Source organism: Nocardioides sp. cx-169 (assembly GCF_021083605.1).
Lineage (GTDB): Bacteria > Actinomycetota > Actinomycetes > Propionibacteriales > Nocardioidaceae > Nocardioides.
Genome location: NZ_JAJNRO010000003.1, coordinates 107,109 through 132,391 on the forward strand (window position 1 = coordinate 107,109; position 25,283 = coordinate 132,391).

At 73.7% G+C, this 25,283-nt stretch carries 24 protein-coding genes and 3 tRNA genes; 14 read left to right on the plus strand and 13 right to left on the minus strand.

Going from position 1 to position 25,283, the window contains the following annotated elements:
• Positions 1 to 16 precede the first annotated feature (16 nt).
• Both LRP67_RS04985 and LRP67_RS04990 read right to left on the minus strand, forming a co-directional pair.
• A complete protein-coding gene (locus tag LRP67_RS04985; protein ID WP_231269089.1) occupies positions 17 to 1,357 on the minus strand; it encodes a hypothetical protein in 1,341 nt (446 codons plus the stop codon).
• Positions 1,354 to 3,654: an aminotransferase class III-fold pyridoxal phosphate-dependent enzyme gene (locus LRP67_RS04990; protein WP_231269090.1), complete on the minus strand. Its 2,301-nt coding sequence runs from the start codon at positions 3,652 to 3,654 to the stop codon at positions 1,354 to 1,356. The genes LRP67_RS04985 and LRP67_RS04990 overlap by 4 nt, the downstream gene beginning before the upstream one ends.
• Positions 3,655 to 3,711: 57 nt before the next feature.
• Between LRP67_RS04990 and LRP67_RS04995 the strand changes: the two genes are divergently transcribed.
• Complete coding sequence (locus LRP67_RS04995; RefSeq protein ID WP_231269091.1) at positions 3,712 to 4,233, plus strand: DUF1360 domain-containing protein; 522 nt, start codon at positions 3,712 to 3,714, stop codon at positions 4,231 to 4,233.
• Positions 4,234 to 4,241: 8 nt separating this feature from the next.
• On the opposite strand, the gene LRP67_RS05000 is transcribed toward LRP67_RS04995, so the two are convergent.
• On the minus strand, positions 4,242 to 5,117 hold the full coding sequence (locus LRP67_RS05000; protein ID WP_231269092.1) for an NAD(P)H-hydrate dehydratase: 876 nt from the start codon (positions 5,115 to 5,117) through the stop codon (positions 4,242 to 4,244).
• On the minus strand, positions 5,110 to 5,862 hold the full coding sequence (locus LRP67_RS05005) for a histidine phosphatase family protein (RefSeq protein WP_231269093.1): 753 nt from the start codon (positions 5,860 to 5,862) through the stop codon (positions 5,110 to 5,112). Before LRP67_RS05005 ends, LRP67_RS05000 begins: the two co-directional genes overlap by 8 nt.
• A gap of 189 nt (positions 5,863 to 6,051) precedes the next feature.
• Here LRP67_RS05005 and LRP67_RS05010 point away from each other — a divergent pair, with 189 nt between their 5' ends.
• Complete coding sequence (locus tag LRP67_RS05010; protein WP_231269094.1) at positions 6,052 to 6,438, plus strand: hypothetical protein; 387 nt, start codon at positions 6,052 to 6,054, stop codon at positions 6,436 to 6,438.
• A 12-nt stretch (positions 6,439 to 6,450) separates the two neighbouring features.
• Here LRP67_RS05010 and LRP67_RS05015 read toward each other — a convergent pair whose 3' ends face one another.
• Entirely contained in the window at positions 6,451 to 8,037 is a 1,587-nt protein-coding gene (locus LRP67_RS05015) for an AMP-binding protein (protein ID WP_231269095.1), read from the minus strand.
• Positions 8,038 to 8,104: 67 nt separating this feature from the next.
• Here LRP67_RS05015 and LRP67_RS05020 point away from each other — a divergent pair, with 67 nt between their 5' ends.
• Positions 8,105 to 8,731 (plus strand): TetR/AcrR family transcriptional regulator, encoded by a 627-nt coding sequence (locus tag LRP67_RS05020; protein ID WP_231269096.1) that lies wholly within the window; start codon positions 8,105 to 8,107, stop codon positions 8,729 to 8,731.
• Here the strand turns inward: LRP67_RS05020 and LRP67_RS05025 are convergent.
• Positions 8,728 to 9,603 (minus strand): LysR family transcriptional regulator, encoded by an 876-nt coding sequence (locus LRP67_RS05025; protein WP_269211146.1) that lies wholly within the window; start codon positions 9,601 to 9,603, stop codon positions 8,728 to 8,730. The two genes, LRP67_RS05020 and LRP67_RS05025, sit on opposite strands and share 4 nt — an antisense overlap.
• A gap of 68 nt (positions 9,604 to 9,671) precedes the next feature.
• Between LRP67_RS05025 and LRP67_RS05035 the strand changes: the two genes are divergently transcribed.
• A complete protein-coding gene (locus LRP67_RS05035; RefSeq protein ID WP_231269097.1) occupies positions 9,672 to 10,397 on the plus strand; it encodes an SDR family oxidoreductase in 726 nt (241 codons plus the stop codon).
• Between the two features lie 7 nt (positions 10,398 to 10,404).
• Here LRP67_RS05035 and LRP67_RS05040 read toward each other — a convergent pair whose 3' ends face one another.
• The 3 genes from LRP67_RS05040 to LRP67_RS05050 are packed head-to-tail and all read right to left on the minus strand — an operon-like array spanning position 10,405 to position 13,663.
• Positions 10,405 to 11,505, minus strand: coding sequence for an acyl-CoA dehydrogenase family protein (locus tag LRP67_RS05040; protein ID WP_231269098.1), 1,101 nt, complete (start codon positions 11,503 to 11,505; stop codon positions 10,405 to 10,407).
• Between the two features lie 2 nt (positions 11,506 to 11,507).
• On the minus strand, positions 11,508 to 12,488 hold the full coding sequence (locus tag LRP67_RS05045) for an acyl-CoA dehydrogenase family protein (RefSeq protein ID WP_231269099.1): 981 nt from the start codon (positions 12,486 to 12,488) through the stop codon (positions 11,508 to 11,510).
• A complete protein-coding gene (locus LRP67_RS05050; RefSeq protein ID WP_231269100.1) occupies positions 12,485 to 13,663 on the minus strand; it encodes an acyl-CoA dehydrogenase family protein in 1,179 nt (392 codons plus the stop codon). The genes LRP67_RS05045 and LRP67_RS05050 overlap by 4 nt, the downstream gene beginning before the upstream one ends.
• Before the next feature lie 47 nt (positions 13,664 to 13,710).
• Between LRP67_RS05050 and LRP67_RS05055 the strand changes: the two genes are divergently transcribed.
• Genes LRP67_RS05055 through LRP67_RS05065 form a run of 3 tightly spaced genes read left to right on the plus strand, consistent with a single transcriptional unit; the run spans position 13,711 to position 16,865 of the window.
• Positions 13,711 to 14,889 carry an acyl-CoA dehydrogenase family protein gene (locus LRP67_RS05055; protein ID WP_231269101.1) on the plus strand — a complete coding sequence of 393 codons (1,179 nt, stop codon included), beginning with the start codon at positions 13,711 to 13,713 and terminating at the stop codon, positions 14,887 to 14,889.
• Positions 14,886 to 15,689 carry an SDR family oxidoreductase gene (locus tag LRP67_RS05060; protein ID WP_231269102.1) on the plus strand — a complete coding sequence of 268 codons (804 nt, stop codon included), beginning with the start codon at positions 14,886 to 14,888 and terminating at the stop codon, positions 15,687 to 15,689. Before LRP67_RS05055 ends, LRP67_RS05060 begins: the two co-directional genes overlap by 4 nt.
• Before the next feature lie 24 nt (positions 15,690 to 15,713).
• Positions 15,714 to 16,865 (plus strand): acetyl-CoA C-acetyltransferase, encoded by a 1,152-nt coding sequence (locus LRP67_RS05065; RefSeq protein WP_231269103.1) that lies wholly within the window; start codon positions 15,714 to 15,716, stop codon positions 16,863 to 16,865.
• 44 nt (positions 16,866 to 16,909) lie between these two features.
• Here LRP67_RS05065 and LRP67_RS05070 read toward each other — a convergent pair.
• Positions 16,910 to 16,983: transfer RNA gene (locus LRP67_RS05070), tRNA-Phe, on the minus strand.
• Between the two features lie 138 nt (positions 16,984 to 17,121).
• Between LRP67_RS05070 and LRP67_RS05075 the strand changes: the two genes are divergently transcribed.
• The 3 genes from LRP67_RS05075 (at position 17,122) to LRP67_RS05085 (ending at position 17,822) form a co-directional block, all read left to right on the plus strand.
• Positions 17,122 to 17,194, plus strand: a tRNA-Glu gene (locus tag LRP67_RS05075).
• A 96-nt stretch (positions 17,195 to 17,290) separates the two neighbouring features.
• Positions 17,291 to 17,364, plus strand: a tRNA-Asp gene (locus LRP67_RS05080).
• A gap of 101 nt (positions 17,365 to 17,465) precedes the next feature.
• Positions 17,466 to 17,822, plus strand: coding sequence for a metallopeptidase family protein (locus tag LRP67_RS05085; RefSeq protein WP_231269104.1), 357 nt, complete (start codon positions 17,466 to 17,468; stop codon positions 17,820 to 17,822).
• Positions 17,823 to 17,844: 22 nt separating this feature from the next.
• On the opposite strand, the gene LRP67_RS05090 is transcribed toward LRP67_RS05085, so the two are convergent.
• Complete coding sequence (locus LRP67_RS05090; protein ID WP_308189700.1) at positions 17,845 to 18,786, minus strand: ATP-binding protein; 942 nt, start codon at positions 18,784 to 18,786, stop codon at positions 17,845 to 17,847.
• A gap of 236 nt (positions 18,787 to 19,022) precedes the next feature.
• Here LRP67_RS05090 and LRP67_RS05095 point away from each other — a divergent pair, with 236 nt between their 5' ends.
• Positions 19,023 to 20,513, plus strand: a complete 1,491-nt coding sequence (locus LRP67_RS05095) for an NAD(P)/FAD-dependent oxidoreductase (protein ID WP_231269106.1) — start codon at positions 19,023 to 19,025, stop codon at positions 20,511 to 20,513.
• A 15-nt stretch (positions 20,514 to 20,528) separates the two neighbouring features.
• Here LRP67_RS05095 and LRP67_RS05100 read toward each other — a convergent pair whose 3' ends face one another.
• The gene (locus LRP67_RS05100; RefSeq protein WP_231269107.1) at positions 20,529 to 21,200 is read right to left on the minus strand and encodes a PaaI family thioesterase; all 672 of its coding nucleotides are present in this window, start codon (positions 21,198 to 21,200) and stop codon (positions 20,529 to 20,531) included.
• Positions 21,201 to 21,240: 40 nt separating this feature from the next.
• On the opposite strand from LRP67_RS05100, the gene LRP67_RS05105 reads away from it, so the two are divergent.
• Entirely contained in the window at positions 21,241 to 21,801 is a 561-nt protein-coding gene (locus LRP67_RS05105) for a GNAT family N-acetyltransferase (RefSeq protein ID WP_231269108.1), read from the plus strand.
• On the opposite strand, the gene LRP67_RS21295 is transcribed toward LRP67_RS05105, so the two are convergent.
• On the minus strand, positions 21,789 to 22,991 hold the full coding sequence (locus LRP67_RS21295; protein WP_269211148.1) for a lytic transglycosylase domain-containing protein: 1,203 nt from the start codon (positions 22,989 to 22,991) through the stop codon (positions 21,789 to 21,791). The two genes, LRP67_RS05105 and LRP67_RS21295, sit on opposite strands and share 13 nt — an antisense overlap.
• A 238-nt stretch (positions 22,992 to 23,229) precedes the next feature.
• Here LRP67_RS21295 and hemL point away from each other — a divergent pair, with 238 nt between their 5' ends.
• Positions 23,230 to 24,606, plus strand: a complete 1,377-nt coding sequence (gene hemL, locus LRP67_RS05120; protein WP_231269109.1) for a glutamate-1-semialdehyde 2,1-aminomutase — start codon at positions 23,230 to 23,232, stop codon at positions 24,604 to 24,606.
• The gene (locus LRP67_RS05125; protein WP_231269110.1) at positions 24,603 to 25,283 is read left to right on the plus strand and encodes a histidine phosphatase family protein; all 681 of its coding nucleotides are present in this window, start codon (positions 24,603 to 24,605) and stop codon (positions 25,281 to 25,283) included. Before hemL ends, LRP67_RS05125 begins: the two co-directional genes overlap by 4 nt.

Consider the following 25,283-nt stretch of genomic DNA (forward strand, 5'->3'; position numbering starts at 1 on the left):
CCCTCCCCCGCCCTTCCTACCCTGCTGCTCCGGGCGTGACACCCTCGGGCTCCCCGGAGTGTCCGCGGGCGAGTACCACGTCGCCGTGGGTGCCGTAGCCGACCAGCGCGCCGCCGTACCTCGTGGCGTCGAAGCCGATCAACAGCCAGGACCCGTCGCCGTCGGGCGGCAGGAGCGTGGGCCACGGGAGGTTGGAGTGGTACGGCGCCTCGAGGGTGCCGACCTCGTGCAGGTCCAGGTCGAAGACCGGATAGCGCTCGCGCTCCCCGGACCGCCCGTCGCGTCCGTCGCTGGCCAGCAGGTGCCACTCGCCCTCGAGCCGGACCAGCGTGGGGCCCTCGGTGGCCCGCCGCCGGGAGGCGGCGGCGCGGAAGGCGAGGGCGTCGAGCCGGGGTCCGGTGGCGAGGACGGGATGGAAGGCGAAGAACCGGCGGGCACTGACGTAGGCGGCCAGCCACGTGTCGCCGTCACGCACCAGGTGCGGATCCCAGACCCCCACCGAGCGCAGCCCGTCGGTGGGCAGCGGGAGGGCGCGGGTGTCGAGGACGTGGCGACCCCGGGTGAGGTCGGCGGTGGTCTCGGCGAGGGTCACGCCGACGGTGGCGCCCGGCGCCGCGCGGTCGAAGTCGCCCCAGGTGCTGGTCGCGGCGAGCCACCGGTCACCGTCGCGCAGCAGGTGGGTCGCGTGGTCCCCGAAGACGCCGGGGCGGTCGGGGCGGCGGAAGAACAGGTCGCCACGGTGGCGCAGCGCGGGGGTGTCCGGGTGCAGTCCCCACACCGAGGTGTGGGCGGTGTCGAAGAAGCCCGGGCCGGCGCTGGTCGCGGTGAGCAGCGCCTCGCCGCCGTCCCGGTACGGCGTGCCGTCAGCGTGGGTGACCAGGCGCAGGTCCCGGAGCCCGAGCTGCCCGAAGCCGCCGGAGCGCACGGCGCAGACCGGCCCGTCGGCCGTGGCCTCGAGCCCGGCCAGCCAGGTCTCGTCGCGGGTGTCCACCCGCCCGGCGAGGTCGACCCGGCCCCGGACCGTCCACACGCCGCCCTCGCGGCCCAGCACCGCGAGGTGGGTGCCGGTGAGGCTCAGCCCGACCGCTTCGAGCGGGCCGCCGGGGCGGGCGTGGCGACGGCTCCGGTGGGTGGTGGTGCGGCCCCCGGCGGTGACCGTCAGGGCCAGCCCGTCGTCGTACCCGCCGCTCAGCCGATCGGCGCCGCTCCTCAGCGTCAGCGCCGTTCGGCCCGGACCCGTCACGTCGGCCTGGACCGCGACGTACGGCGCCAGGGCGCCGGGGAGGTCGGTGCCGGGGACCACGAGCTCGACCGGTCGACGGCGCGCGACCGTCTCGAAGCGGGGCAGCCCGGTCATCGGCGCCCGCCCACCTCGTGCAGGACCCGGTCCAGCGTGGAGACGAACAGGTCGGCGTGCTCGACCTCCCACACCAGCGGGGGCCGCACCTTGAGCACGTCACCGCCGGGACCGGTCAGCCCGGCCAGCACGCCGTGCGCGACGAGGCCGGCCAGCACCTCGCGGGCCAGGTCGCGACCCGGCAGGTCCAGGCCGGCGAGCAGCCCGGACCCGCGCACCTCGCCGACCGCGTCGTGCGTCGCCGCCAGGTGCCGCAGGCCGCGGCGCAGGTGCTCGCCCACGAGGACGGCGCGCTCCGGCAGCCGCTCGGCCTCGAGCACGTCCAGCACCGCGTTGCCGGCCGCCGCCGCCACCGGGGTGGCGGCGAAGGTGGAGAAGTACTCGTAGCGGCGGGCCAGGGCATCGGCGGTCTCGCGGCGGGTGACGACCGCGCCGACCGGGTAGCCGGCACCCATCGGCTTGCCGAGCGTGACGATGTCAGGCGTGATGCCCGCCAGCGCGAAGCGCCACAGCTGCGGGCCGGTCCGGCCGTAGCCCACCTGCACCTCGTCGGCGAGGAAGAGCGCGCCCGCCTCGTGCGCGCCGTCGACCAGTCCCTGCAGGTAGGCGGGCGGGGCGTCGCGCACGCCCTCGCTGGTGAAGCCGCTGTCGGCCAGGACCAGCGCCGGCCGGTGTCCGCGCTCGGCGAGCTGCGCCGCCGCGTCGCGGACCCGTCCGGCCGCGGTCGCCGCGGTGAGCAGAGCGGGGTCACCGTACGGCGCCTCGAACCGCGCCACGCCCTCCGGCCGGTGTCCCGGTGGCCACTCGTTCGGGCTGAGGTCGGCCATCCAGCGGGTGCTGCCGTGGTAGGCGTGGCGGGCGACCAGCGCGCCGTCGCCGCCGGTCGCCTCGGTGGCCAGGCGCCACGCCAGCTCGTTGGCCTCGGTGCCGGACGTCGTGAAGAGCACCGTGTCGAGCCCCTCGGGCATGGTGGCGACCAGCCGCTCCGCCAGCCGTACGACGCCCGCGTGCAGGTAGCGCGAGTGGGTGTTGAGGCGCGCGAACTGGCGGGTGACGGCTCGGGTCACCGTGGGGTGGGCGTGGCCCACGACCGCGACGTTGTTGTAGGCGTCGAGCATCCGGCGGCCGTCGTCGCCGACGAGCCAGGGACCCTCGCCTCGGGCGACGTGCAGGGGGCGCGCGTAGAAGAGCGGCGACAGCGGACCACCCATCACCGCGGCCCGCCGCGCGCCGAGGTCGCCGTCCACGTGGGGCTCGGCGGTGCCGGCGAGGCGGTGCAGGCGCCCGCTCAGCTCGCCCGGGGACAGCGCCGCCAGCTCGGCGAGCACCCGCGCGTTGGCGTCGTCGTACTGGGTGATGTAGGCGACGTTGTCGGTGTGCCGGGCCGCGCGGCTGCGCGAGATGAGCGTGGAGACCGCCAGCCGGGCCAGCACCAGGTCGCCGAGCACCTCGACCTCCTCGGCCTGCAGCGGCTGCCGGCGCTGGTAGCCACGCAGCACCGCCCCGGCGAGGTCCCACAGGCCGGCTTCGTGGCGCGGCCCCGAGTTGCGGAGCACGGCGGTCAGGGTGACCGCGAGGTCCGCGACCCGGGCCGTGTGGTGGACGTCGCCGAAGTCGATGACGCCGGTGACCCGGCCGTCGTGGGCGAGCACGTTCGTCAGCGTCACGTCGGCGTGCTGGACGCCCGACGGCAGGGCGGGGCAGGCGCGCAGGGAGCCGGCAACCCGGTCGGGCAGGCCGGCCAGGACCGGCTCGCGTACGGGGTCCAGCACCCCGGAGACGAGCGCGCCGCGCACGACGTCGGGCAGCCGGCGTACGTCCCAGTCCAGGCCGCGCCCGCCCGCGGCCGGGTGGAAGAACCCCTGCAGCGCGACGCTCGTGCGGGCCGCCAGCTCGCCGACCTGCTCGGCCAGCGAGCTCGTCACGACCGCCCCCTCCAGGATCTCGCCGGGCACGACCGTGACGACGCGAGCCAGGCAGGCCCGGCCGGCGTCGTCGGTGGTCTCGAGCAGCCCGTGACCGCCGATGGTGGGCACGGTGCGCGGCATCACCAGCTCCGGGTCGGTTGCGGCGGCGTGCGCCATGACCGCGACCTCGAGCTCGACGCTCTCGCGCGTCTCCGCGGGGTTGGAGACCTTGAGCACATGGCGCCCGCCCACCAGCACGTTGAGGTCGCGCTCGCTCGGCAGCGGCCGGACCTCAACCGCCCCCAGCCCCCAGCCGGTCTCGAGCAGCGTGGTCACCGACCGAGCGGACAGGGCCGGGGCGGGCGCGCGCAGCACCTCGTCGAGCGTCATGGGTCCCATCCTGTCGGAGCACAGGAATACGGCGCCCCGAGCGGGGTACCACCCGTCATGACCCTTCTGTCCGAGCTCCTTGACGGTGTCGCCGCCCTCCACCGCGGCGACTCGGCGTACGACCCCGACGACCGGGTGCACCTCACGGGGTTCGCCGGCAGCATGACCGCCTACGGCGCGGTCGTCGCTTCGCTCGTGGCCGTGGCCAGGGCCCGTGGTCACGAGGCGCCGGAGCGCTATGCCGTCTCCGACCTGGCGGTGGGTGGGCTGGCCACCCACAAGCTCACCCGGCTGCTGTCGCGCTCCTCGGTGGCCAGTCCGCTGCGGGCGCCGTTCACGAGGTTCGAGGAAGCTGCCGGGTCAGGCGAGCACGTCGAGGCACCCCGTGGCCACGGGGTGCGCCACACCGTCGGCGAGCTCCTGACCTGCCCCTTCTGCCTGGGAGTCTGGGTCGCCACCGGGTACGTCGCGGGGCTCACGCTGGCGCCGCGCGCGACGCGGGCGGCGGCCGCGGTCCTTTCGGTCACGGCGACCTCCGACGTCCTACAGCACGCCTACGCCCGGCTGCGCGGGGACTGAGCCCTCACTCAGCCCAGCTCGACCAGGATCTGTGGCACCTGCGCGGGCAGCTCGCGGGCGAGGTAGCCCACGACGCCGACCTCCGCGGCGAGGCGCTCGCCGGCGCGGGCGTGCAGGTAGGCGCCCCAGGTCGCGGCCTGTGCGGGCTCGGCGCCGCGCGCGATCAGGCCGGCCACGATCCCGGCCTGCACGTCGCCGGACCCGGAGACGCCCAGCCCGGGACCCCCGCCCTGGACGAGCCAGGAGTCCCCCTCGGGGGTGACCACGTGCTTCTCGGCGGCCCCGCACAGGACGACGACGCGGCAGCGCCGCGCCACCTCCGCCGCCACCGCCGCCAGGTCAGCCTCCGCCTCATCGTCCTCGACGCCCGCGGTGCGGGCCAGCTCGGTCGGGTTCACGCAGAGCACGGCGCGGCCCTCGAGGTGGTGCAGTCCGTCGGGGTGGGCGGTGAGGAACGCCGAGCCGAGCGCATCGACCACCACCGTCCCGGCCAGCTCGGGCGCGAGGCGGCGCAGCAGGGCCGCCGAGGCGTCGGGGTCGGAGAAGCCCGTGCCCACCAGCACCACGTCGGCTCCCTGCGCCCAGGGCGCGAGAACCTCGGCCGCGGACTCGGCGAGGTTGCCGTCCTGGTCGACGGCCACGCCCTCCACCGAGGCCTCGGGGACCGCGACGGCGAGCGCCGGGGCGGCGGTCGCGGCGGTCGCGAGCGCGAGCACGCCGCCGCCGGCGCGCAGGCTGGCCTCGCCGGCGACCAGGACGGCGCCGGGGGTGGCGCTGGTCCCACCGACCACGCAGACCCGTCCCCGGGCCCGCTTGCCCTCACCGGCCGCGGGCAGCGCCCAGTCCCGCAGCACGGCGGGGGTGACGACCGTGGGCTCAGACATCTGCGCCGCCCGCCCCCACTCGGTCCGCCTGCTCGGTCACGTCGGCGTCGGTGCGGTCGACCGCCGCCGTGTCGGCGAAGGTCACGAGCTCTAACCCCTCGCCCTGGCGCCGGTAGGTCGTGAACGAGGCGTTGGGGATCTGCACCTCGCGGTCGATGTCGAGGATCTCCTCCTCCGAGAGGCCCTCCAGCGCGTAGCGGAACGACATGATCACCGCCTGGTGGGTGAACAGGTAGACCCGCGCGTCGTCGTAGCCGTGGCGCAGGTCCTGCAGCAGGCTGCGAACCCGCAGCGCCACGTCGGCCCAGCTCTCGCCGCTGGGAGGCTGGTAGTAGAACTTGCCGAGCTTGTCGCGCCGCTCGGCCTCCTCCGGGTGTCGCTTCCGGATCCCGCTCCCGGTGAGCCCGTCGAGCACCCCGAGGTCCCGCTCACGCAGCCGCTCGTCGTACTCCAGGTCGACGCCCAGGCGCTCGACGGCCCGCCGCGCGGTCTCAGCGGCGCGCCGGTACGGCGAGCTGACGACCACCGTCGGGCGGTCGTCGTCGCCGAGCTCGTCGAGCCACCGCCCGACGGCGTCGGCCTGCTCCTGCCCCGTGCGCGAGAGCTCCACGTCGGCGTCGCGAGCGTCCAGGTCGAGCACCTCCGCACCGGCCTGGCGCGCGGCACTGTCCGCCTCGTTGCCGACGCTGTGACCGTGCCTGACCAGGGTCAGTCCGGCCGGTCCGCTGGTCCATCTCGGCTTCACGCAGCTCTCCGTCCTGGGCGCCTTCGGGGCTCGACGCCAGCGCGGTACCCACCCCCCTCCCCCCGGATGCGCACCCACCGACCCGTCACCGACTCACCCGATTCACCGCCGACCCGTCAGAGACTTTTCTGACGGGTCAGCGGTCGGAGCCGGGGACAGGGAGGGCGGCGTCGGTTAGCGTCTGGGGACATGAGGCGCCCGGGCCACGAGAACGTCGCGACCGTGCTGGTCGAGCCCGTGGCGCTGCGCGAGCTCGAGCTGGACCTCATGGCCCTGGACCTGTGGGTGTGGCCGGTGGCCACCGCCCAGGTCCACGAGGACGGGCCGCGGGCCGCCTTCCAGCTTCGCCGTCGTCTGGTCGAGGCACGCCGGGGTGCCTGGGACTGCGCGGCGCAGTGGGTCCCGGTGTGGGTCGCCTTCGGCGCCAGCTGGCGCACCGGTGACGAGCCGCTGCCCTGGGCCGCGCACCAGGCGCTCTACGACGCCCTCGACGCGCATGCCGCGCACGTGCGCTACCGCCGCGGGCTCGGCGGCGTACGCCGGCTCGAGGTCACCCGCGAGCGCGAGGCCGGGTAGCCGGCGGCCGCCCTAGCGGAGGTCCTTCTTGAGCACCTTGCCGCTGGCGTTGCGCGGCAGCTCGCTCAGCACCGTCACCTCGCGCGGGACCTTGAAGTTCGCCAGCCGCTCGCGGCAGTACGCCGTGAGCGCGGCATGGTCGAGGTCAGCGCCGGGACGCAGGGTGACGTAGGCGCGGCCCACGAAGCCCAGGCGCTCGTCGGGCACGCCGACGACGGCGGCCTCGACGACGTCGGGATGGCCGCTCAGCACGTTCTCGACCTCCGCGGGGTACACGTTGAAGCCGCCGACGGTGAACATGTCCTTGATCCGGTCGGTGATCTTCAGGCAACCGTGCTCGTCGAGGCGCCCCACGTCGCCGGTGTGCAGCCAGCCGTCGGGGTCGATCGCCTCGTCCGTGGCCACGGGGTCCTCGAAGTAGCCCAGCATCACGTTCTCGCCGCGCAGCAGGACCTCCCCGTCCGCACCGACCGGGACGTCGCGACCCAGGGCGTCGACGACGCGGACCTCGATGCCGGCGACCCCCGGGCCGGTCGTCTCGGCGACGTGGCGCGGGTCCTCGCCGGGGCGGGACTGGGTGGCGACGACGCACTCGGTGAGGCCGTAGGCCTGCGCGACGGTATCGAAGCCGAGGACGTCGCGCATCTGCTGGAAGAGGCTCGGCGGCACGGTGGCGGCGCCCGCGATCGCGAAGCGCAGCGACGACAGGTCGAAGGCGCTGCGCTGCGGGTGGTTGATGAGGGTGAGGAAGATCGTCGGTGCGCCCGGCAGGACGGTGATCCGCGCCCGCTCGATGAGCGCCATCAGGCTCTCGGGGGTGTAGACCGGCACCGGGTAGACCGCCGCACCGGCGGTGCAGGCCGCGATCAGCCCCGCCTTGTAGCCGAAGCTGTGGAAGAACGGGTTGATGACGGCGTACCGGTCCTCGTCGGTGAGTGCGGCGCCGCTCGCCCAGACCGACGCCACCCCGATCGTCTGCCGGTGGCTGCTCATCACGCCCTTGGGCAGGCCCGTCGTGCCGGAGGTGAAGAGGATGTCGCAGACGGTGTCGGGCATGACCTGCTCGGCGAGCGCGGCGACCTCGGCCTCCGGCACCTGTCGGCCCCGGGCCAGCAGGTCTCCCCACGACAGCGTCCCCGCCTCGTCACCGCCCGCCATGTCCACGACCGTGTGCAGCCGGGGCAGGCCCGCCACCGGCCCCCCGCCAGGTACGCCGCCCACCGGCGCCGACTCGCGCAGCATGCGGGTGTAGTGGGTGTCGAGGAAGCCGTCGGCGACCACGAGCACACAGGCGCCGGAGCGCTCGAGGATCGCCCGCGCCTCGTGACCGCGGTAGCGGGTGTTGAGGGGCACCAGCGAGGCGCCGAGGCACTGCGCGCCCAGCAGGGCCAGGGCGAACTCGGTGCGGTTGGGCGCCCAGACCGCCACCCGGTCGCCCGGAGCCACCCCGATCGCACGCAGCCCCCGGCTGGTCCGGTGGACCTGGGCGGCGAGCCCGGCGTAGGTCAGCGACCGGTCGCCGTCGATGATGGCGGGGCGGTCCGCGAAGCGGGTCGCCGCCTGCTCCAGGAGGCGCGGGACGGTGGGCGGTGCGGCCACGGGGACCTCCTCACTGACCAAGTGCTTGTTTGGTAGCCTACGGTAACCCGACCGGAAGGGGTCGTCGATGAGCCCGAGCGACGCCGAGCGACCTCGCCGCCGTGCGAGCAACGGCGCCGGCTCGAGCCGCCGCGCCGAGCTCCTGGGCATCGCGGAGCGGCTCTTCGCGACCCGGGGCTACTCGCAGACGACAGTGCGCGACATCGCCGACGAGGCGGGGATCCTCTCCGGCAGCCTCTACCACCACTTCGACTCCAAGGAGACGATCCTGCAGGAGATCCTGCAGGACTTCATGCAGAGCCTCCTGGCCGGCTTCGAGGAGAGCGTCGAGCGCGGGGGCGGGCCGCGCGAAAGCCTGGACGGGCTCATCCGGAGCGCCTTCGCGACCATCCACGCCAGCCCCGACGCGGTCGCGCTCTACCAGAACGAGTCCGCCGTGATCGCGACCCTGCCCGAGCTCGCCTTCGTCGGCGAGACCAGTGCCCGCGTCAACCGGATCTGGCTGGGCGTCATCGAGGAGGGCCAGCGCTCCGGCGACTTCCGCGAGGACCTCGAGCCGCTGCTGGTCTACCGGTTCGTCCGCGACGCCGTCTGGGCGACCGTGCGCTGGTACCGCCCGGACGGGCGGCTCCAGCACGAGTCGGTGGCCGACCAGTACCTCGCGCTGCTCCACGGCGGCCTGCTGAGGCGCTAGCGGCGCACGGCGGCCCGCACCAGACCGGCCACGCCCCGCGAGCGGCTGTGGGGCGGCCACGCGATCACGGTCGTGACCCGCGCGGCGTCCGTCACCGGTACGGCGACCAGGTCGCCGTGCAGTCCGGCGACCCCCGACTCCGGCACGATCGCGCACGCCCGCCCGAGGGCGATGAGCTGGGTCAGCTGCGTGTGGTCGCGCACCTGCGGGCCGGGGCCATCGGCGAAGGTGCCGTCGCGTCGTGGCCACCGGGGCAGCGGCAGCCCGGGTAGCGAGCCGGCCTCGGCCTCGGTGATGGCGCTGCGGTGGCTGAGCGGGTGGCCCGCGGGCAGGACGAGCACCTGGCCCTCGGTCAGGAGCTCCTCGGTGTCGAGGCCGAGCGTCGCGTCGAACGGCCGGTGCAGGATGGCGACGTCCGCGCGCCCGTCGCGCAGCAGCGGCTCCTGCTCGCCCGGGCCGCACAGGCGCACGTCGACGGTGGCGGCGCCCGGCTCGGCGGCGTACGCGTCCAGGAGCTTGGCCAGCAGCTCGGTGGACGCCCCCGCCTTGGCGACGAGCACCACCGAGGGTGCGCCCGTCGACGCCAGCGCGGCGCGCCGAGCCCGGCGGCCGGCGGCCTCGACGGCGTCGAGCGCGGCCCGGGCCTCGTGGAGCAGCACGTCGCCGGCCTCGGTCAGGTCGACCCGGCGGCTGGTGCGCTCGAGCAGCGTGACCCCGAGCCGGCGCTCGAGCTGGCCGATCGCCCGCGAGAGCGGCGGCTGCGCCATGCCCAGCCGCTCCGCGGCTCGGCCGAAGTGCAGCTCCTCGGCGACCGCGACGTAGTACCGCAGCTCCCGGGTCTCCAGATTGGCGACGGCGTCGTCGGGATCCATACCCTGAGGATATCGGTGCCCACCCGATCGGTGTTGAAGCGCGAGGCCGCGGGGGCCAGGCTCGAGGCATGGCAGACAAGACGACCGCGCTGGTGACCGGCGCGAACAAGGGAATCGGCTACGAGATCGCCGCGGGGCTGGGCGCCCGCGGCTACCGGGTGGGCGTGGGCGGCCGCGACGCAGGGCGACGCGAGGAAGCCGTGGCGCGGCTGCGGGGCTCAGGTGTCGACGCGTTCGGCGTCCCGCTCGACGTGATCGACGACGAGAGCGTGGCCGGCGCGGCCCGACTGGTCGAGGAGCAGGAGGGGCGTCTCGACGTGCTCGTCAACAACGCCGGCATCACCGGCGGCATGGACCAGACCCCGACCACGGTCGACCTGACCGCGGTGCGTGTCGCCCTGGAGACGAACGTGCTGGGCGTCATCCGGGTGACGAACGCGCTGCTGCCGCTGCTGCGGCGCTCGGCGTCGCCGCGGGTGGTGAACGTGTCCAGCACGGTCGGCTCGCTGACCCGGCAGAGCGACCCGGAGCGCGACTCCGGGCCGATCGCCGTGGCCTACTCGCCGTCCAAGACCATGCTGAACGCCGTGACGGTGCAGTACGCCAAGGAGCTGGCGGACACCAACGTCCTCATCAACCTCGCCTGCCCCGGCTTCGTCGCGACCGACTTCAACGGCTTCCGTGGCCACCGCACCCCGGCGCAGGGCGCGGCGACGCCGATCCGGCTCGCCACGCTGCCCGACGACGGCCCCAGCGGCGGCTTCTTCGACGACGACGGGGCGATCCCGTGGTGAGGCGAGGTCAGAGGGCCTGAAGGATGCGCGCACGGTGCTCGTGCGCGGCCCCGAAGAGCTGGGCGGTGGCGTGGGCGCGCTTGAGGTACAGCTGCGCGTCGTGCTCCCAGGTGATCGCGATGCCGCCGTGCAGCTGGACGGCCTCGGCGGCGACCGTGGAGAACGCCTCGGAGCACCAGGCCTTCGCCAGGGATGCCTGGAGCTGCTGGTCGGCGGTGTCGCGTGAGGTCGCCCAGGCGCCCGCCCAGGAGATGGACCGGGCAGTCTCGACGGCGACCAGCAGGTCGGCGACTCGGTGCTTGAGCGCCTGGAACGAGCCGAGCGGTCGCCCGAACTGCTCGCGCTCCTGGAGATGGGCGACGGTGCGGTCCAGCGCGGTCTGCGCCCCACCCACCTGGAGTGCGGTCACCGCCACGGCCGCGATCGCGTGCAGCCGCTCGAGCGCGGCGCCGGCGTCGGTCGACAGTGCGGTCGCCGGTGCCTCCTCGAAGCGCACCTCGGCGAGCTGGAGCGTCAGGTCCAGCGCCGGCGTCGGCGTGCGGGTCACCCCGCCGGCCGCGGGGTCCACCTCGAACAGCCCCACGCCGCTGCCGGTGTCGGCCACCGCCAGCAGCAGGTCGGCGCGCGCGCCGTCCAGCACGAGGGTGGCGGCGCCGGTGAGGGTCCACCCGGCGTCCTCGGAGGCCGTGATGTCGCCGGTGTCGGTGCGCCATCGGCCAGCCGCGTCTGCCCAGGCGAGAGCCCCGATGGTGGTGCCCTCGGCCAAGCCCGGGAGGAGCCGGGCGCGGTCCTCGGGGCCGGCGGCGTTGAGGACCGCCTGCGCGGCCAGGACCGCTGAGCCGAGCATCGGCGAGGGGGTCAGCGACGCCCCGAGCTGTTCCAGGACGACCTGGACCTCGAACAGCCCGAAGCCGGCGCCGCCGTACTCCTCCGGCACGGCGAGCGCGGCCACGCCGATCTGGCCGGTCAACGCCGACCAGAGCTCCTCGTCGTAGCCCCGCTGGGTGGCCACCGCGGCGCGCAGATCCAGGGTGCCGGCGCGGCGCTCGACCAGCCCGCGTACGGCGGCGGCCAGCTCCTCCTGCTCCTCGGTGAGGGCGAAGCGCACGATCAGGCCCCCGTCAGGTGGTCGTGGACGCGGGCCCGGTGGAAGCCGGGCGCGCCCCAGACCCCGAGGAGGGCGCGCACCTGCAGCAGCCACAGGCTGAGGTCGAGCTCGAGGGTGTAGCCGACGGCGCCGTGCACCTGCAGCGCCGTGCGCGCGGCGAGGTGGGCGGCGTCGGAGGCCGCGACCTTGGCGGCGGACACGTCGCGCGACGCCACGGCGCTGCCCGCGCCCAGCTCGAGCGCGGCGCCGTGGACCAGCGGCCGGGCGAAGTCGAGGGCCACCCGCACGTCGGCCAGCAGGTGCTTGAGCGCCTGGTACTCGCCGATGAGCCGGCCGAACTGGCGGCGCTGCCCCGCGTAGGCGACGGCCTCGTCGAGCAGGCGCCGACCGGCCCCGACCAGCACCGCGGAGGTGGCCAGCGCCGCGTGGTCCAGGGCACGGGTGGCCGTGGCCGCGCCGACGGCTCCGACCTCGTCGGTGGCACGGACCTCGGCGAGTCGCCGGGCCGGGTCGACCGACGTGAGCGCGCGTGCGACCGTCGCCCGCGAGAGGATCCCGTCGGCGGCGAGGAACACGTGGGTGGCGCGGTCGGCGTCCACGGCGTACGGCGTGTGCGGCGGCAGCGCGAACGTGACCCGGGCGTCGCCCTCGGCGACCCGCTCGAGCAGCCCGCTCTCGGAGGTGCCGGCCAGCAGGATCGGGGCGACGGCGAGCGACTCGACGACCGGCCCGGGGATGCCGTGGTAGCCGATGGGGTCGAGCGCGACGACCAGGTCCAGCGGGGTGCCGCCGATGCCGCCGAGCTCCTCGGGGACGCCGAGGGCGGTCACGCCGAGCTCGGCCAGCCGGCCCCACAGGGCCTGACCGGCCGCAGGGTCGCCGGCCGCCCAGGAGCGTCGCGCGGCGGGGACGTCGGCCGCGGACAGCAGCGACTCCACGGCCTGACCGAAGGAGCGCTGCTCCGCGGAGGGCCCGAACCTCATGCGCCGGCTCTCCGATCGCCGCGCGGCAGGCCCAGCAGGCGCTCGGCGACGATGTTGCGTTGGATCTGGTTGGTGCCGGCGTAGATCGGCCCGCCCAGCGCGAACAGGTAGTCGTCGGCCCACGCGCCCGATGCTCCCTCGCCGCGCAGCTCCTGGTCGGGGCCGAGCAGCTCGAGCGCGGTCTCGTGGAGGTCGACGTCGAGCTCGGACCAGAAGAGCTTGTTGACGCTGCCGTCGGCGCCGAGCTCGCCGCCGTCCTGCAGCCGGTCGACCGTGGCCCAGGTGTAGAGCCGGTAGGCCTGGGTGCCGATCCAGGCGTCGACCACGCGGTCACGCAGGTGGGGGGCGTCCGCGCCCCGCTCGCTCCACAGCGCCAGCAGCCGGTCGGCCGCCGCCAGGAACCGTCCCGGCGCGCGCAGCGAGAGACCGCGCTCATTGCCGGCCGTGCTCATGGCCACCCGCCAGCCGTCGCCCACCCCGCCGAGCACGTCGGAGTCGGGCACGAAGACGTCGGTGAAGAAGATCTCCGCGAAGCCGGGATCGCCGTCGAGCTGGGCGATCGGCCGCACGGTGACGCCCTCGCCATCCAGCGGGAAGAGGAAGTAGGTCAGGCCCCGGTGGCGCTCGGCGTCCGGGTGGCTGCGGAAGAGCCCGAACCCGCGATCCGCGAACGGCGCCCGCGAGCTCCAGGTCTTCTGCCCGTTGAGCACCCAGCCGCCGCGCTCGTCGTCGCGCTCGGCCCGGCTGCGGATCCCGGCCAGGTCGCTGCCGGCCTCGGGCTCGGACCACGCCTGGGCCCACACCTCGGTGCCGTCGGTCATCGGCTGCAGGTAGCGGGCCTGCTGCTCGGGGGTGCCGTGGCTGAAGAGGATGGGGGACAGCAGCGTGATGCCGTTCTGGGCGATCCGGGTCGGTGCGCCGCTGCGGTAGTACTCCTCCTCGAAGAGCACCCACTCGGTCAGCGAGGCGTCGCGGCCCCCGTACTCCTCGGGCCAGGCCACGACCGACCAGCGGGCCTGCGCCAGCGTCCGCTCCCAGTCCCGGTGCGCGGCCGCGCCCTCGGGGGTGTCCATCGACGGTAGCCGCCCGGGGCTGTGCTCGGCCAGCCACCCGCGCGCCTCGACGCGGAACGCCTCCTCGGCCTCGGTGAGCTCCACGGGGGCCGGGTCGGTCATGCTTCGCACCGTACCAAACAAGTGCTTGGTTTGGTACGGTGCGAGGCATGGACCTGACCCACTCCGCCGCCGACGAGGCGTTCCGCGAGGAGGTCCGGGCCTGGTTGGCGGAGAACCTGGTCGGGGAGTACGCGGCGCTCAAGGGCCGGGGAGGGTCCGGACGCGAGCACGAGGCCCACGAGGAGCGGCTCGCCTGGAACCGGCACCTCGCGGCTGGGGGGTGGACCTGCCTGGGCTGGCCGGAGCGGTACGGCGGACGGGGGCTGAGCCTCTTCCAGCAGGTGATCTTCCACGAGGAGTACGCGCGGGCCAACGCACCGGCGACCGTCAACCACCTGGGCGAGGAGCTGCTCGGTCCCACGCTCATCGCGCTCGGCACCGACGAGCAGCGCGCCCGCTTCCTGCCCGGCATCGTGAACGTGACCGAGCTGTGGTGCCAGGGCTACTCCGAGCCCGGCGCCGGCTCCGACCTCGCCGGCGTGCGCACCAAGGCGCGGCTCGAGGGCGAGCGCTGGGTGCTTCACGGGCAGAAGGTCTGGACTTCGCTGGCCCACGTCGCCGACTGGTGCTTCGTCGTGGCCCGCACCGAGCCCGGCTCCCAGCGGCACGCCGGCCTCTCCTACCTCCTGGTGCCGATGGACCAGCCCGGGGTCGAGGTGCGCCCCATCCTGCAGCTGACCGGGACCTCGGAGTTCAACGAGGTCTTCTTCGATGGCGCCGAGACCGAGGCGGGCCTTGTCGTGGGCGATCCGGGCGACGGCTGGCGGGTCGCGATGGCGACGCTCGGCTTCGAGCGCGGCGTCTCCACGATCGGCCAGCAGGTCCGCTTCGCCCGCGAGCTCGACCGCGTGGTCGCCGAGGCCCGGCGCACCGGGGCGTTCGACGACCCGGTCATCGCCGACCGGATCGCGCGCGCCCGGCTCGGGCTCGAGGTGATGCGCACCCACGCGCTGCGCACGCTGAGCGCGTACGACGCCGGCTCGCGGGGCCCCGAGGCCTCGGTGTCCAAGCTCCTGTGGTCCCGGTGGCACCGCGACCTGGGCGAGCTCGCCATGGACGTCCTCGGCGGGGAGGGGCTCACCGTCGAGGCACCGTACGGTCTGGGGGACCTGCAGACGCTGTTCCTGTTCAGCCGGGCCGACACGATCTACGGCGGCTCCGACGAGATCCAGCGCAACATCATCGCCGAGCGGGTGCTCGGCCTACCGAAGGAGCCTCGCGGATGACCTCGGCCCGACCCGGACAGAGCGCGCCCGACTACGTGCCGGGCCACGGGCTGCTGGCCGGGCGCACCGTGGTGGTCACCGCGGCGGCCGGGGCGGGGATCGGCGCCGCGGTCGCGCGCAAGGTCCTGGAGGAGGGGGCGACCGGGCTCGTTATCGGCGACACCCATGAGCGCCGCCTGGCCGAGGCGGCCCAGGCGCTGGGCGCGGAGTTCGGCCCCGACCGCGTGGTCTCGGTCGCGTGCGACGTGACCCGGGAGGACGACGTGCAGGCGCTGCTCGACGCCGCCGAGCCGTTCGGCGGCGTCGAGGTGATGGTCAACAACGCCGGCCTGGGCGGCACCGCCTCGATCCTCGAGATGACCGACGAGCAGTGGTCCCTGGTCCTGGACGTCACGCTGACCGGCACCTTCCGGTGTGTGCGCGCCGCGGGGCGGCGCATGGTCGAGCGGGGCACGAAGGGCGTGATCGTCAACAACGCCTCGGTCATCGGCTGGCGCGCCCAGGAGGGCCAGGCGCACTACGCCGCCGCCAAGGCCGGCGTCATGGCCCTGACCCGCACCGCCGCGATGGACCTGGCCGAGCACGGCATCCGGGTCAACGCCGTCTCCCCGAGCCTGGCGATGCACCCCTTCCTCGCCAAGGTCACCAGCGACGAGCTGCTGGCCGAGCTCCAGGGCCGTGAGGCGTTCGGTCGCGCCGCCGAGCCGTGGGAGATCGCCAACGTCATGGTCTTCCTCGCCAGCGGGTACTCGTCGTACCTCACCGGCGAGGTCGTGTCCGTCAGCAGCCAGCACCCGTGAGACCGACCAGCAGCGGAGGACCCCGTGCCTGAGGCCTACATCGTTGACGCCGTCCGCACGCCCGTCGGCCGTCGCGGCGGCGCGCTCGCCGGCGTCCACTCCGCGGACCTCGGTGGCCACGCGCTGGCCGCGCTCATGCGCCGCAGCGGCGTCGACCCGGGCGCCGTCGACGACGTCATCCTCGGCTGCTGCGACACGATCGGCTCCCAGGCCGGCGACGTCGCGCGGACGGCCTGGCTGGTCGCCGGCCTCCCCGAGCACGTGCCCGGGGTGACCATCGACCGGCAGTGCGGCTCCAGCCAGCAGGCCGTCCACTTCGCGGCCCAGGGCGTGATGTCGGGGACCGCCGACCTGATCGTGGCCGGCGGCGTCCAGAACATGTCGGCGATCCCGATCTCCTCGGCCATGGTGGTCGGCCGGCAGTTCGGGTTCACGACGCCGTTCGCGGAGTCGCCCGGCTGGCAGGCCCGGTACGGCGACCAGGAGGTGTCGCAGTTCCGCTCCGCCGAGATGATCGCGGAGAGGTGGGACATCTCCCGCGACGACATGGAGGCCTTCGCCTACGAGAGCCACCAGCGGGCGATCCTGGCCACCGACGAGGGGCGCTTCACCCGAGAGATCGAGCCGCTGGCCGGGCTCGAGGTCGACGAGGGGCCACGCCGCGACACCACCCGCGAGCGGATGGCCGGCCTGAGGCCGCTCGCCGAGGGCGGGCGGATCACCGCGGCCGTCGCCTCGCAGATCAGCGACGCCGCCAGCGTCATGCTGCTCGCCTCCGAGCGCGCGCTCGCCGACCACGGGCTCACCCCGCGGGCCCGCATCCACCATCTCAGCGTGCTCGCCGACGACCCGGTCTGGATGCTCACCGGTCCGATCCCGGCCACTCGCCGAGCCCTCGAGCGGACCGGGATGAGCATCGACGACATCGACCTGTTCGAGGTCAACGAGGCGTTCGCCTCCGTCGTCCTGGCCTGGGCCAAGGAGACCGGCGCCGACCTCGCGAGGACCAACGTCAACGGCGGCGGCATCGCCCTCGGCCACCCCATCGGGGCCACCGGCACCCGGCTGATGACGACGCTGCTCTACGAGCTCGAGCGCACGGGCGGCCGCTACGGCCTGCAGGTGATGTGCGAGGGCGGCGGCCAGGCCAACGTGACGATCCTCGAGCGCCTCTGAGCGCCGAAGCCCCCGTCGCGTGCGACGGGGGCTTCGGTTGCCGGTGGCCAGGGGCGGGGTCGAACCGCCGACCTTCCACTTTTCAGGCGGACGCTCGTACCAACTGAGCTACCTGGCCAAGCGACCGAAACCCTACAGGAGGCCCCGGGCGGGGGCGAAAGCGAGACCACGACACGGTCCGGGCGCGCTCCGGGCCGCTCCGGGGCGGCACTTTGGAGGCCGATCGTGCGCGGCCCTATGCTGGCCCGGCAGCAAGGCCCCCATCGTCTAGCGGCCTAGGACGTCGCCCTTTCACGGCGGTAGCACGGGTTCGAATCCCGTTGGGGGTGCGGCGCGGGTCCCGGATTGGGACCTGCTCGCATCGATGGGTTAGAGTTCCAGCGCTTCGGCCGAGCCGCAGCGAGCAGCACCAGAGCACCACACCTGGCCCCGTAGCGCAGTTGGTTAGCGCGCCGCCCTGTCACGGCGGAGGCCGCGGGTTCGAGTCCCGTCGGGGTCGCAGAGAGACGCCCCGGACCATCACGGTCCGGGGCGTCTGTGCGTGCCGGGGATCCGCACCGCGCGCCGAGCTCGCGGACGGCCTTCGGGCACAATGGCGGCGTGCCGATCGAGATGGAGCCGGAGCGCTTCGACGAGCTCGTCGATCAGGCCTTGGACGGGATCCCCGACGAGCTCGCGACGCTGGTGCGCAACCTGGTGGTCCTCGTCGAGGACGAGCCGCCCGAGGGCGAGCCCGACGACCTGTTGGGCCTCTATGACGGGGTCGCCCTCACCGAGCGCGAGTGGACGACCGGCGCGGAGCTGCCCGACCGGATCTTCGTCTTCCGCGGACCGCTGCTGGACATGTGCGCCGACGAGGCCGAGCTGGTCGAGGAGGTGCGGATCACCGTCGTCCACGAGGTCGCCCACCATTTCGGGATCAACGACGAGCGCCTGCACGAGCTCGGCTACGCCTGACCCGGCCTGGGTGCCTCGAGGCTCAGGACAGGGAGGTCTGTCGCACCGACGGGTCGCTGGACCCGCGCCACGGCAGCGACTCCTCGCCGTTGGCCTGCCGCACGAACTCGCCCAGGAACCACTCCTGGAACTGCTGCTGCTCCTCGGTGCGGGCCAGGGACAGCAGCCGCTCCTCGCGGCAGAACGCGTCGGCGAGGTCGAGCAGCTCCATGAACCGGCCGATCAGCTTGGCCGAGGAGCGCTCCATGATCACGTGGACGTCGGTCGTGGTGCTGCCGGCCTCGAGGGCCGCCTCGATCTGGCCGGCCCCCATCCCGTCGTGGAGGGGCTGCTCGAGCGAGCCGAACAGGTCGGAGAGGTTCTTGGCGAGCGGGTAGTCGGCCTCGTGGGCCAGGGCCAGCAGCCGCACCTCGCGGCGCAGCTCCCGGTAGTGCCGGTGGAAGGCGACGTAGGCCTTGAGCGGGACGTCGCGGATCTCGAACTCGATCATGTCGGGGGAGTCCGACAGCGAGCGACCCTCGCGGGCGATGCCGGTGATGACGCCCTCGACCCCGTCGTCCTCGGAGAAGACCGGGGCCGGGTTGAACCAGACGATCTTGCCGTCCTCCTCGATCTCCGCGCCCCAGGCGTCCGCGCTGCGCGCCACGATGCTCAGGCCGCGGCCGAAGGTCAGCAGCAGGTCGTCCTCGTCGGTGGGCTCGGTGATCGACGGCAGCAGCGGAGGCGTGGTCGAGCCGTCGCGCACCTCCACCCGCGGGTGCTCCCAGGTGCCCCGCACGCGCACCTGGATCGGGGGGGCACCATGGAGCAGGGCGTTGGTGACGAGCTCGGACACGCCCAGCTCGGCGCACTCGATCAGGTCGGAGCGGTCGATGTCCACGCAGGTCGCGACCACCCACCGGCGCGCGTCTTGCACACCTCGGGGTCCACTGCCCAAGGACAGGGCAGGCCGGTTCAACGGCACGTGTTATCTCCGACGGGGTTCTGGGCAGGCTCGGGCCATTGTCGGCAGGTTTACCCCGGCGATGCCGGCACCAAACCTGTGTCGTTGAAAAATTCGCTAACGGGCACAGGTGGTCTAGCGGGGCCGTCGCCAGCGGGCGAGCACACTGGAAGGTGTCGGATCGCCTCGGGATTCGTCACCACCGGCCGGACCGCAGGACAATGGTAGGAGAGAAGCGAGCGAAGGGGATGGGCCAGATGGAGACCACAACGACGCAGGGGAGTACGCCCCAGCGACACCGGGTCGTGGTCGTCGGCTCGGGGTTCGGCGGGTTGTTCGGCACCAAGGCGCTGCGCCGAGCCGACGTGGACATCACGATGGTGGCCAAGACCTCCCACCACCTGTTCCAGCCGTTGCTGTACCAGGTCGCGACCGGGATCCTGTCCCAAGGGGAGATCGCGCCCCCGACCCGCGAGGTGCTGAGCGGGCAGAAGAACGTCCAGGTCCTCCTCGGGGAGGTCACCGGCATCGACCTCGAGCGCCAGGAGGTCACCTCGCAGGTCCTGGGCCGCGACATCACGCTGCCCTATGACTCGCTGATCGTGGCCGCCGGCGCGGGCCAGTCCTACTTCGGCAACGACCAGTTCGCCGAGTACGCCCCCGGCATGAAGAGCATCGACGACGCCCTCGAGCTGCGCGGGCGGATCTTCGGCGCGTTCGAGATGGCCGAGCTGGGTGCCAAGCGCGGCGACAACGTCGACCACCTGCTGACGTTCGTGGTGGTCGGCGCGGGCCCCACGGGCGTCGAGATGGCCGGTCAGATCGCCGAGCTGGCCCACCGCACGCTCAGGCGCGACTTCCGCGCCATCAACACTCGGACCGCCCGGGTGGTGCTCCTGGACGCGGCGCCGCAGGTGCTGCCGCCGTTCGGCGCCAAGCTGGGCGCCTGGACCTCCCGCGAGCTCGAGAAGCTCGGCGTCGAGGTCCAGCTCGGAGCCATGGTCACCGACGTCGATGAGCGCGGGCTGGAGGTCAGGTACAAGGACGGGCGCATCGAGCGCATCAACACCGTCACCAAGATCTGGGCCGCCGGCGTCCAGGCCAGCCCCCTCGGCAGGACCCTCGCCGAGCAGACCGGGGCCCCGCTCGACCGCGCCGGGCGCATCGGGGTCAACCCCGACCTGACGCTCCCGGGCCACCCGGAGGTCTTCGTCGTGGGCGACATGATCTCGCTCGACAACCTCCCCGGAGTCGCCCAGGTGGCGATCCAGGGTGCCAAGTACGCCGCCAACGAGATCGACGGCCGGCTCAAGGGCAAGCCCGCGCAGGCGCCGTTCAAGTACCGCGACAAGGGCTCCATGGCGATCATCAGTCGCTTCCGTGCCGTAGCGATGGTCGGCAAGCTCCGGCTCACCGGCATCCTCGCCTGGCTCATGTGGCTGGCCGTGCACCTCGTCTACATCACCGGGTTCAAGAACCGGGTCACGGCCGTCCTGCACTGGTTCGTGTCGTTCCTGGGCCGGGGTCGCTCGGAGCGCACCACCACCGAGCAGCAGATCTTCGCCCGGGCGGCGCTCGGCCGACTCCGCCACGGCGCCACCGACCTGGTCTCCGCCCCCGGTGCCTACGACGCCGCGCGCGAGCTGCTGGACGAGAGCCGCCGCCACGAGCTCGAGCAGCAGGCCCTCGAGGAGTCGCGACTCAGCGACTCCGGCGAGCGGGGGGTCAAGACCGGCGACCGCGTCTGACGCCGCCGGGCACGGCTACTCGAAGTACCGAGGGGTCGGTCGGTCGGCCTCGCGTCTCGCGATCGCGTCGCGGGCCCAGCGGGGGAGGATGAAGAGGCCCTCGGCCTCGACGGTGATGCCCTCGGGGCTGAGGAGATGGCCCTTGGCCCAGGTCTTGTGGCCCTCGCTGCGCTCGATCCACGACTCGGCGCGCAGGTCGCCCAGCGGGGTGCCGCGGCGGTAGCGCAGGGTGAGGGTGGCGGTCATGCCCGGCTTGCCGCCGGCGCCGGCGGCCTCGCCGAGCATCTGGTCCAGGACCATCGCCGAGACGCCCCCGTGCACCAGGCCGGGAGGGCCCTCGTAGGCGGCGCCGAGGTGGAAGTCGGCCCAGGCCCGGCCCTCGTCGTCGTGGTCGATCAGCAGCGGCGGCGCGGCCGCATTGCGTACGCCCACAACCGTGTTGCCCCAGGGGCGCCCGCGGCCCTCGGCGCCGAACCGCACGCCGTACGGGCCGTCGAGCTGGCTGGTGCGAAGCCGGGCGACCACCGCCTCGATGTCGGCCTGGGCACGGCGGATCTCGTCGTCGTCGACGGTGGTCCGGATCGCGGCGTCGAGGAGCTCGCGCACGCTCTGCGTGAAGGGCTCGTAGAGCCGCCGCTGTCGCTCGATCTCGGCCGGCTCCAGGTTGTCCCTCACATATCCGGTCACCGGCGGAGTCTAGAACACGTTCCACTTCTACGATGGGCCCATGACGGCTCTCATCGTCCCCGACGTCCGCCTGTGCGCGAGCTGGGCTGAGACCGTGCGCGACTTCGGGACCGAGACGATGCACGGCTCCGGCGACTGGCACTTCCCGGGCGGCTGGCGTGACCTGCGCGAGAGCGGGTGCCAGGCGGTGGTGGACTGGCTGCGCCAGGCCGCCGAGCCTGTCGAGCCCCTGCCCGGGGGGCTGGTGCCGAGCGACTACTACTGGATCACCGACGGCGACCCGGAGAGCCTCGTCGGCTTCCTGGCCCTGAGGCACCGGCTCAACGACTGGCTGCTCGAGCAGGGCGGGCACATCGGCTACTCGGTGCGGCCGTCGCGGCGGCGTGAGGGCCACGCCTCACGTGCGCTGGCTCTCGCCGTACGACGGGCGGGCGAGCTGGGTCTGGACCGGGTCCTGGTCACGTGCGACGACGACAACGAGGCCTCACGCCGCACCATCGAGGTCAACGGGGGCGTCTACGAGGACACCCGCGGCCGCAAGCTGCGCTTCTGGATCGACACGTCACCGCATTCAGGGCCGGGGCCGGGTCAGGTGGTGTAGTTCTTCACGCACTGGTCGAACCTGTCGTTGTTGACCAGCGGGTTGTCCACGAGACCGTCGAGCGCGCACTGGACCAGCGCCTGAGCCAAGGTCAGGACCTGGTCCACGGGCGGCACCGAGGTCGAGGGCAGCGGCGGAATGGTCACGGGAGGCAGTGACGGGCTCGGCACCTGCGTCGGGATGCCGCCGCCTCCGTTGCCGCCGCCGCCTGCGTTGCCGCCGCCGTTGTCGCTGGGCTCGGGCGCGGCCGGCTCGGTCGGGGTCGGGGGGGCCGGGGTGGGGCCGCCCGCCTTGCCACCGCCGTCGTTCAGCTTGCCGCCCTGTCCGCCGCTGGAGCCCTGGCCGCCGGAGTAGCCCGGGTCGGGGACGATGCGGCCTGCCGAGGAGGTGGAGTTGGGGACCGAGGTGTAGTCGCCGGACATGTAGGCATCCATGATCGACAGCACCAGGTCGACGTACGCCGTCGAATGGTTGTAGCGGTAGACCGAGGCCCGCTGGCCGCCGAGGGTGCCGAGGTCGTCGTTGCCCGAGCAGAGGTAGACGGCCGAGGCCAGGGCCGCGTCGTCGATGTCCTGGGGGTTGCGCTGGCCGTCGCCGTCGGCGTCCACGCCGACCACCGACCAGGTCGAGGGGATGAACTGCATGGGGCCGATGGCCCGGTCGAAGGCCTGGTCCTGGTCGTAGAGGCCGGCGTCGGTGTCGCGGATGACCGCCGTGTTCTTCTTGCCGTTGAGGGGCACGCCGAAGATGCCGGGCGTCGCGACACCGTCGTCAGTGAGCGTGTTGCCGCCGTAGCGGCCGTGGTTGGACTCCACGCGGCCGATCGCGGCGACCAGCTGCCAGGGCAGGCGGCAGGCCTTGTCGGCGGAGTTGATGACGGTCTCGGCGCGCATGTAGGCGGCCAGGGCCGCCGAGGGGATGCCGTTGGTGGAGGAGGTCGCGATGATCTGCGCGGCGTTGCCGTCGACCGCGCCGCCGAGGCCGCTGCCGGCGGTCACGGAGGCGGGGGCCTCGATCGCGTCGGTCGGGACACTGGTCCCGTCGGGCAGCGACTCGCCCTCCTGCGACGTCGTGGCCGAGACCGTGGTCGGGCCGACACCGGCGAGGCTGGCGGTCCAGGCGGCCGAGAGCAGGGCGAGCGGCAGGATCGCCGTGGCCTTCTGCAGGCGACCGAATCGCTTGGCGGACATTTCTCTCCCCTTGGTTGCAGCCATGCTTCCCACCCGCATGCTGTTCCAATCCAACGAATGTTGTGACACCCAGTTACGCCTCGCGAGGCGTGCTTCGCACGGTGGCGGCGACGCCGCCGAGCATGAAACGAGTATGCGCCCGTTCCGTGACGACGTACACCGGGTGAAGTGGAATGCGTCACTCCGCGCCCGGGGACGAGCGGGCGGCGATGCCCGTTCGTTGGCCCTCTCGGCGACAATGGCAGGCGTGAGCATCCCCCCAGCACCCGAGTCCGCCGCGCTCTTCGCGCGCGCGCGTGCAGTCACGCCCGGGGGCGTCAACTCCCCGGTGCGGGCGTTCAACGCCGTCGGAGGCACACCGCGCTTCATCCGCTCCGCTGCGGGCGCCTGGCTGACCGACGTCGACGGCCACGAGTACGTCGACCTGATCTGCTCGTGGGGGCCGATGCTCCTGGGCCACGCCCACCCGGAGGTCCAGGCCGCGGTGCTGGCCGCGGTCGGCCGGGGCACGTCGTACGGCACCCCCACCGAGCCCGAGGTGCTGCTGGCCGAGGAGATCGTCGCCCGGGCGCCGGTCGAGCGGGTGCGGTTCGTCTCCTCCGGCACCGAGGCCACCATGTCGGCCATCCGGCTCGCACGCGGGTTCACCGGTCGCGACGTCGTGGTGAAGTTCGCCGGCTGCTACCACGGGCACGTCGACTCCCTCCTGGCCTCCGCCGGCTCCGGCCTGGCCACCCTTCGCGACGCCTCGTCCCCCGGCCCCTCAGGAGTCGCGTTCGCGACGCCGGGGACGCCGGGCGTGCCCGAGTCGTCCACTGCCCTGACCCTGGTGCTGCCCTACAACGACCGGGGCGCCGTCGAGGCCGCCTTCGCCGAGCACGGCGACCGCATCGCCTGCCTGGTCACCGAGGCCGCCCCGGGCAACATGGGCATCGTGCCGCCCGAGCCCGGCTTCAACCGCTTCCTCGCCGAGACCTGCACGCGCCACGGCGCGCTGTTCGTGAGCGACGAGGTCATGACCGGGTTCCGCGCCTCGCGCCAGGGCCAATGGGGTCTGGACGGCGCGGTCGAGGGCTGGCGCCCCGACCTCGTGACGTTCGGCAAGGTCATGGGCGGCGGCTTCCCCGCGGCGGCGTTCGGCGGTCGCGCCGACGTCATGTCCCAGCTCTCGCCGGACGGGCCGGTCTACCAGGCCGGGACGCTCTCGGGCAACCCGATCGCGACCACCGCGGGGCTCACCACGCTGCGCCTGGCGACCGACGAGGTGTACGCCCACATCGGCGCCGCCGCGCACACCGTCAAGGAGGCGACCGCCGCCGCGCTCACCGCGGCCGGCGTGCCGCACGTCGTGCAGAGCACGGGCACCATGTTCTCGGTGTTCTTCACCGACCCCGGCGACGGCCCCGTGCGAGACTTCGCGGACGCCTCGCGCACCGACACGGTCGCGTACGCCGCTTTCTTCCACGCGATGCTCGAGCGCCAGGTCTACCTGCCGCCGTCGGCGTACGAGACGTGGTTCCTCTCCTCCGCGCACGATGATCGTGCCGTTCAGACCGTGCTCGACGCCCTGCCCGCCGCGGCCGAAGCGGCCGCCGCCTCCCGAGGAGACCGATGAGCCAGACCCCCGACACGATCGTCCACCTGATGCGCCACGGGGAGGTCCACAACCCCGACGGCGTGCTCTACGGCCGGCGCGACGGCTTCCACCTCTCCGAGCTGGGCAAGCAGATGGCGGAGAAGGTCGCCGACTCGATCAAGGGGCGCGACATCGTGCACCTGCGGGTCTCGCCGCTCGAGCGGGCCCAGGAGACGGCGCAGCCGCTGGCGGTGGTGCGCGGCCTGGAGATCGTGACCGACGAGCGGATCATCGAGTCCACCAACGTCTTCGAGGGCAAGCGCTTCGGGCAGGGCGACGGCACTCTGAAGAACCCCAAGAACTGGCGCTACCTGTGGAACCCCTGGAAGCCCTCGTGGGGGGAGCCCTACCGCGAGGTCGTCGCCCGGATGATGTCCGCGGTCCGTGACGCCCGGGAGGCGGCGGCCGGGCACGAGGCCGTCCTGGTGTCGCACCAGCTGCCGATCTGGATCACCCGTCTGCACGCCGAGAAGCGCTCGTTCCTCCACGACCCGCGCTCGCGGCAGTGCACGCTGACCTCGCTCACCTCGCTGCACTTCGTGGGCGACCGGCTCACCCAGGTCTCCTACAGCGAACCGGCCGGCGACCTGATCCCGACCGCGGACAAGAAGGCGCCGTTCTCGGCCGGCGGCGCCCCCGAGGAGCACCGGCCCTGA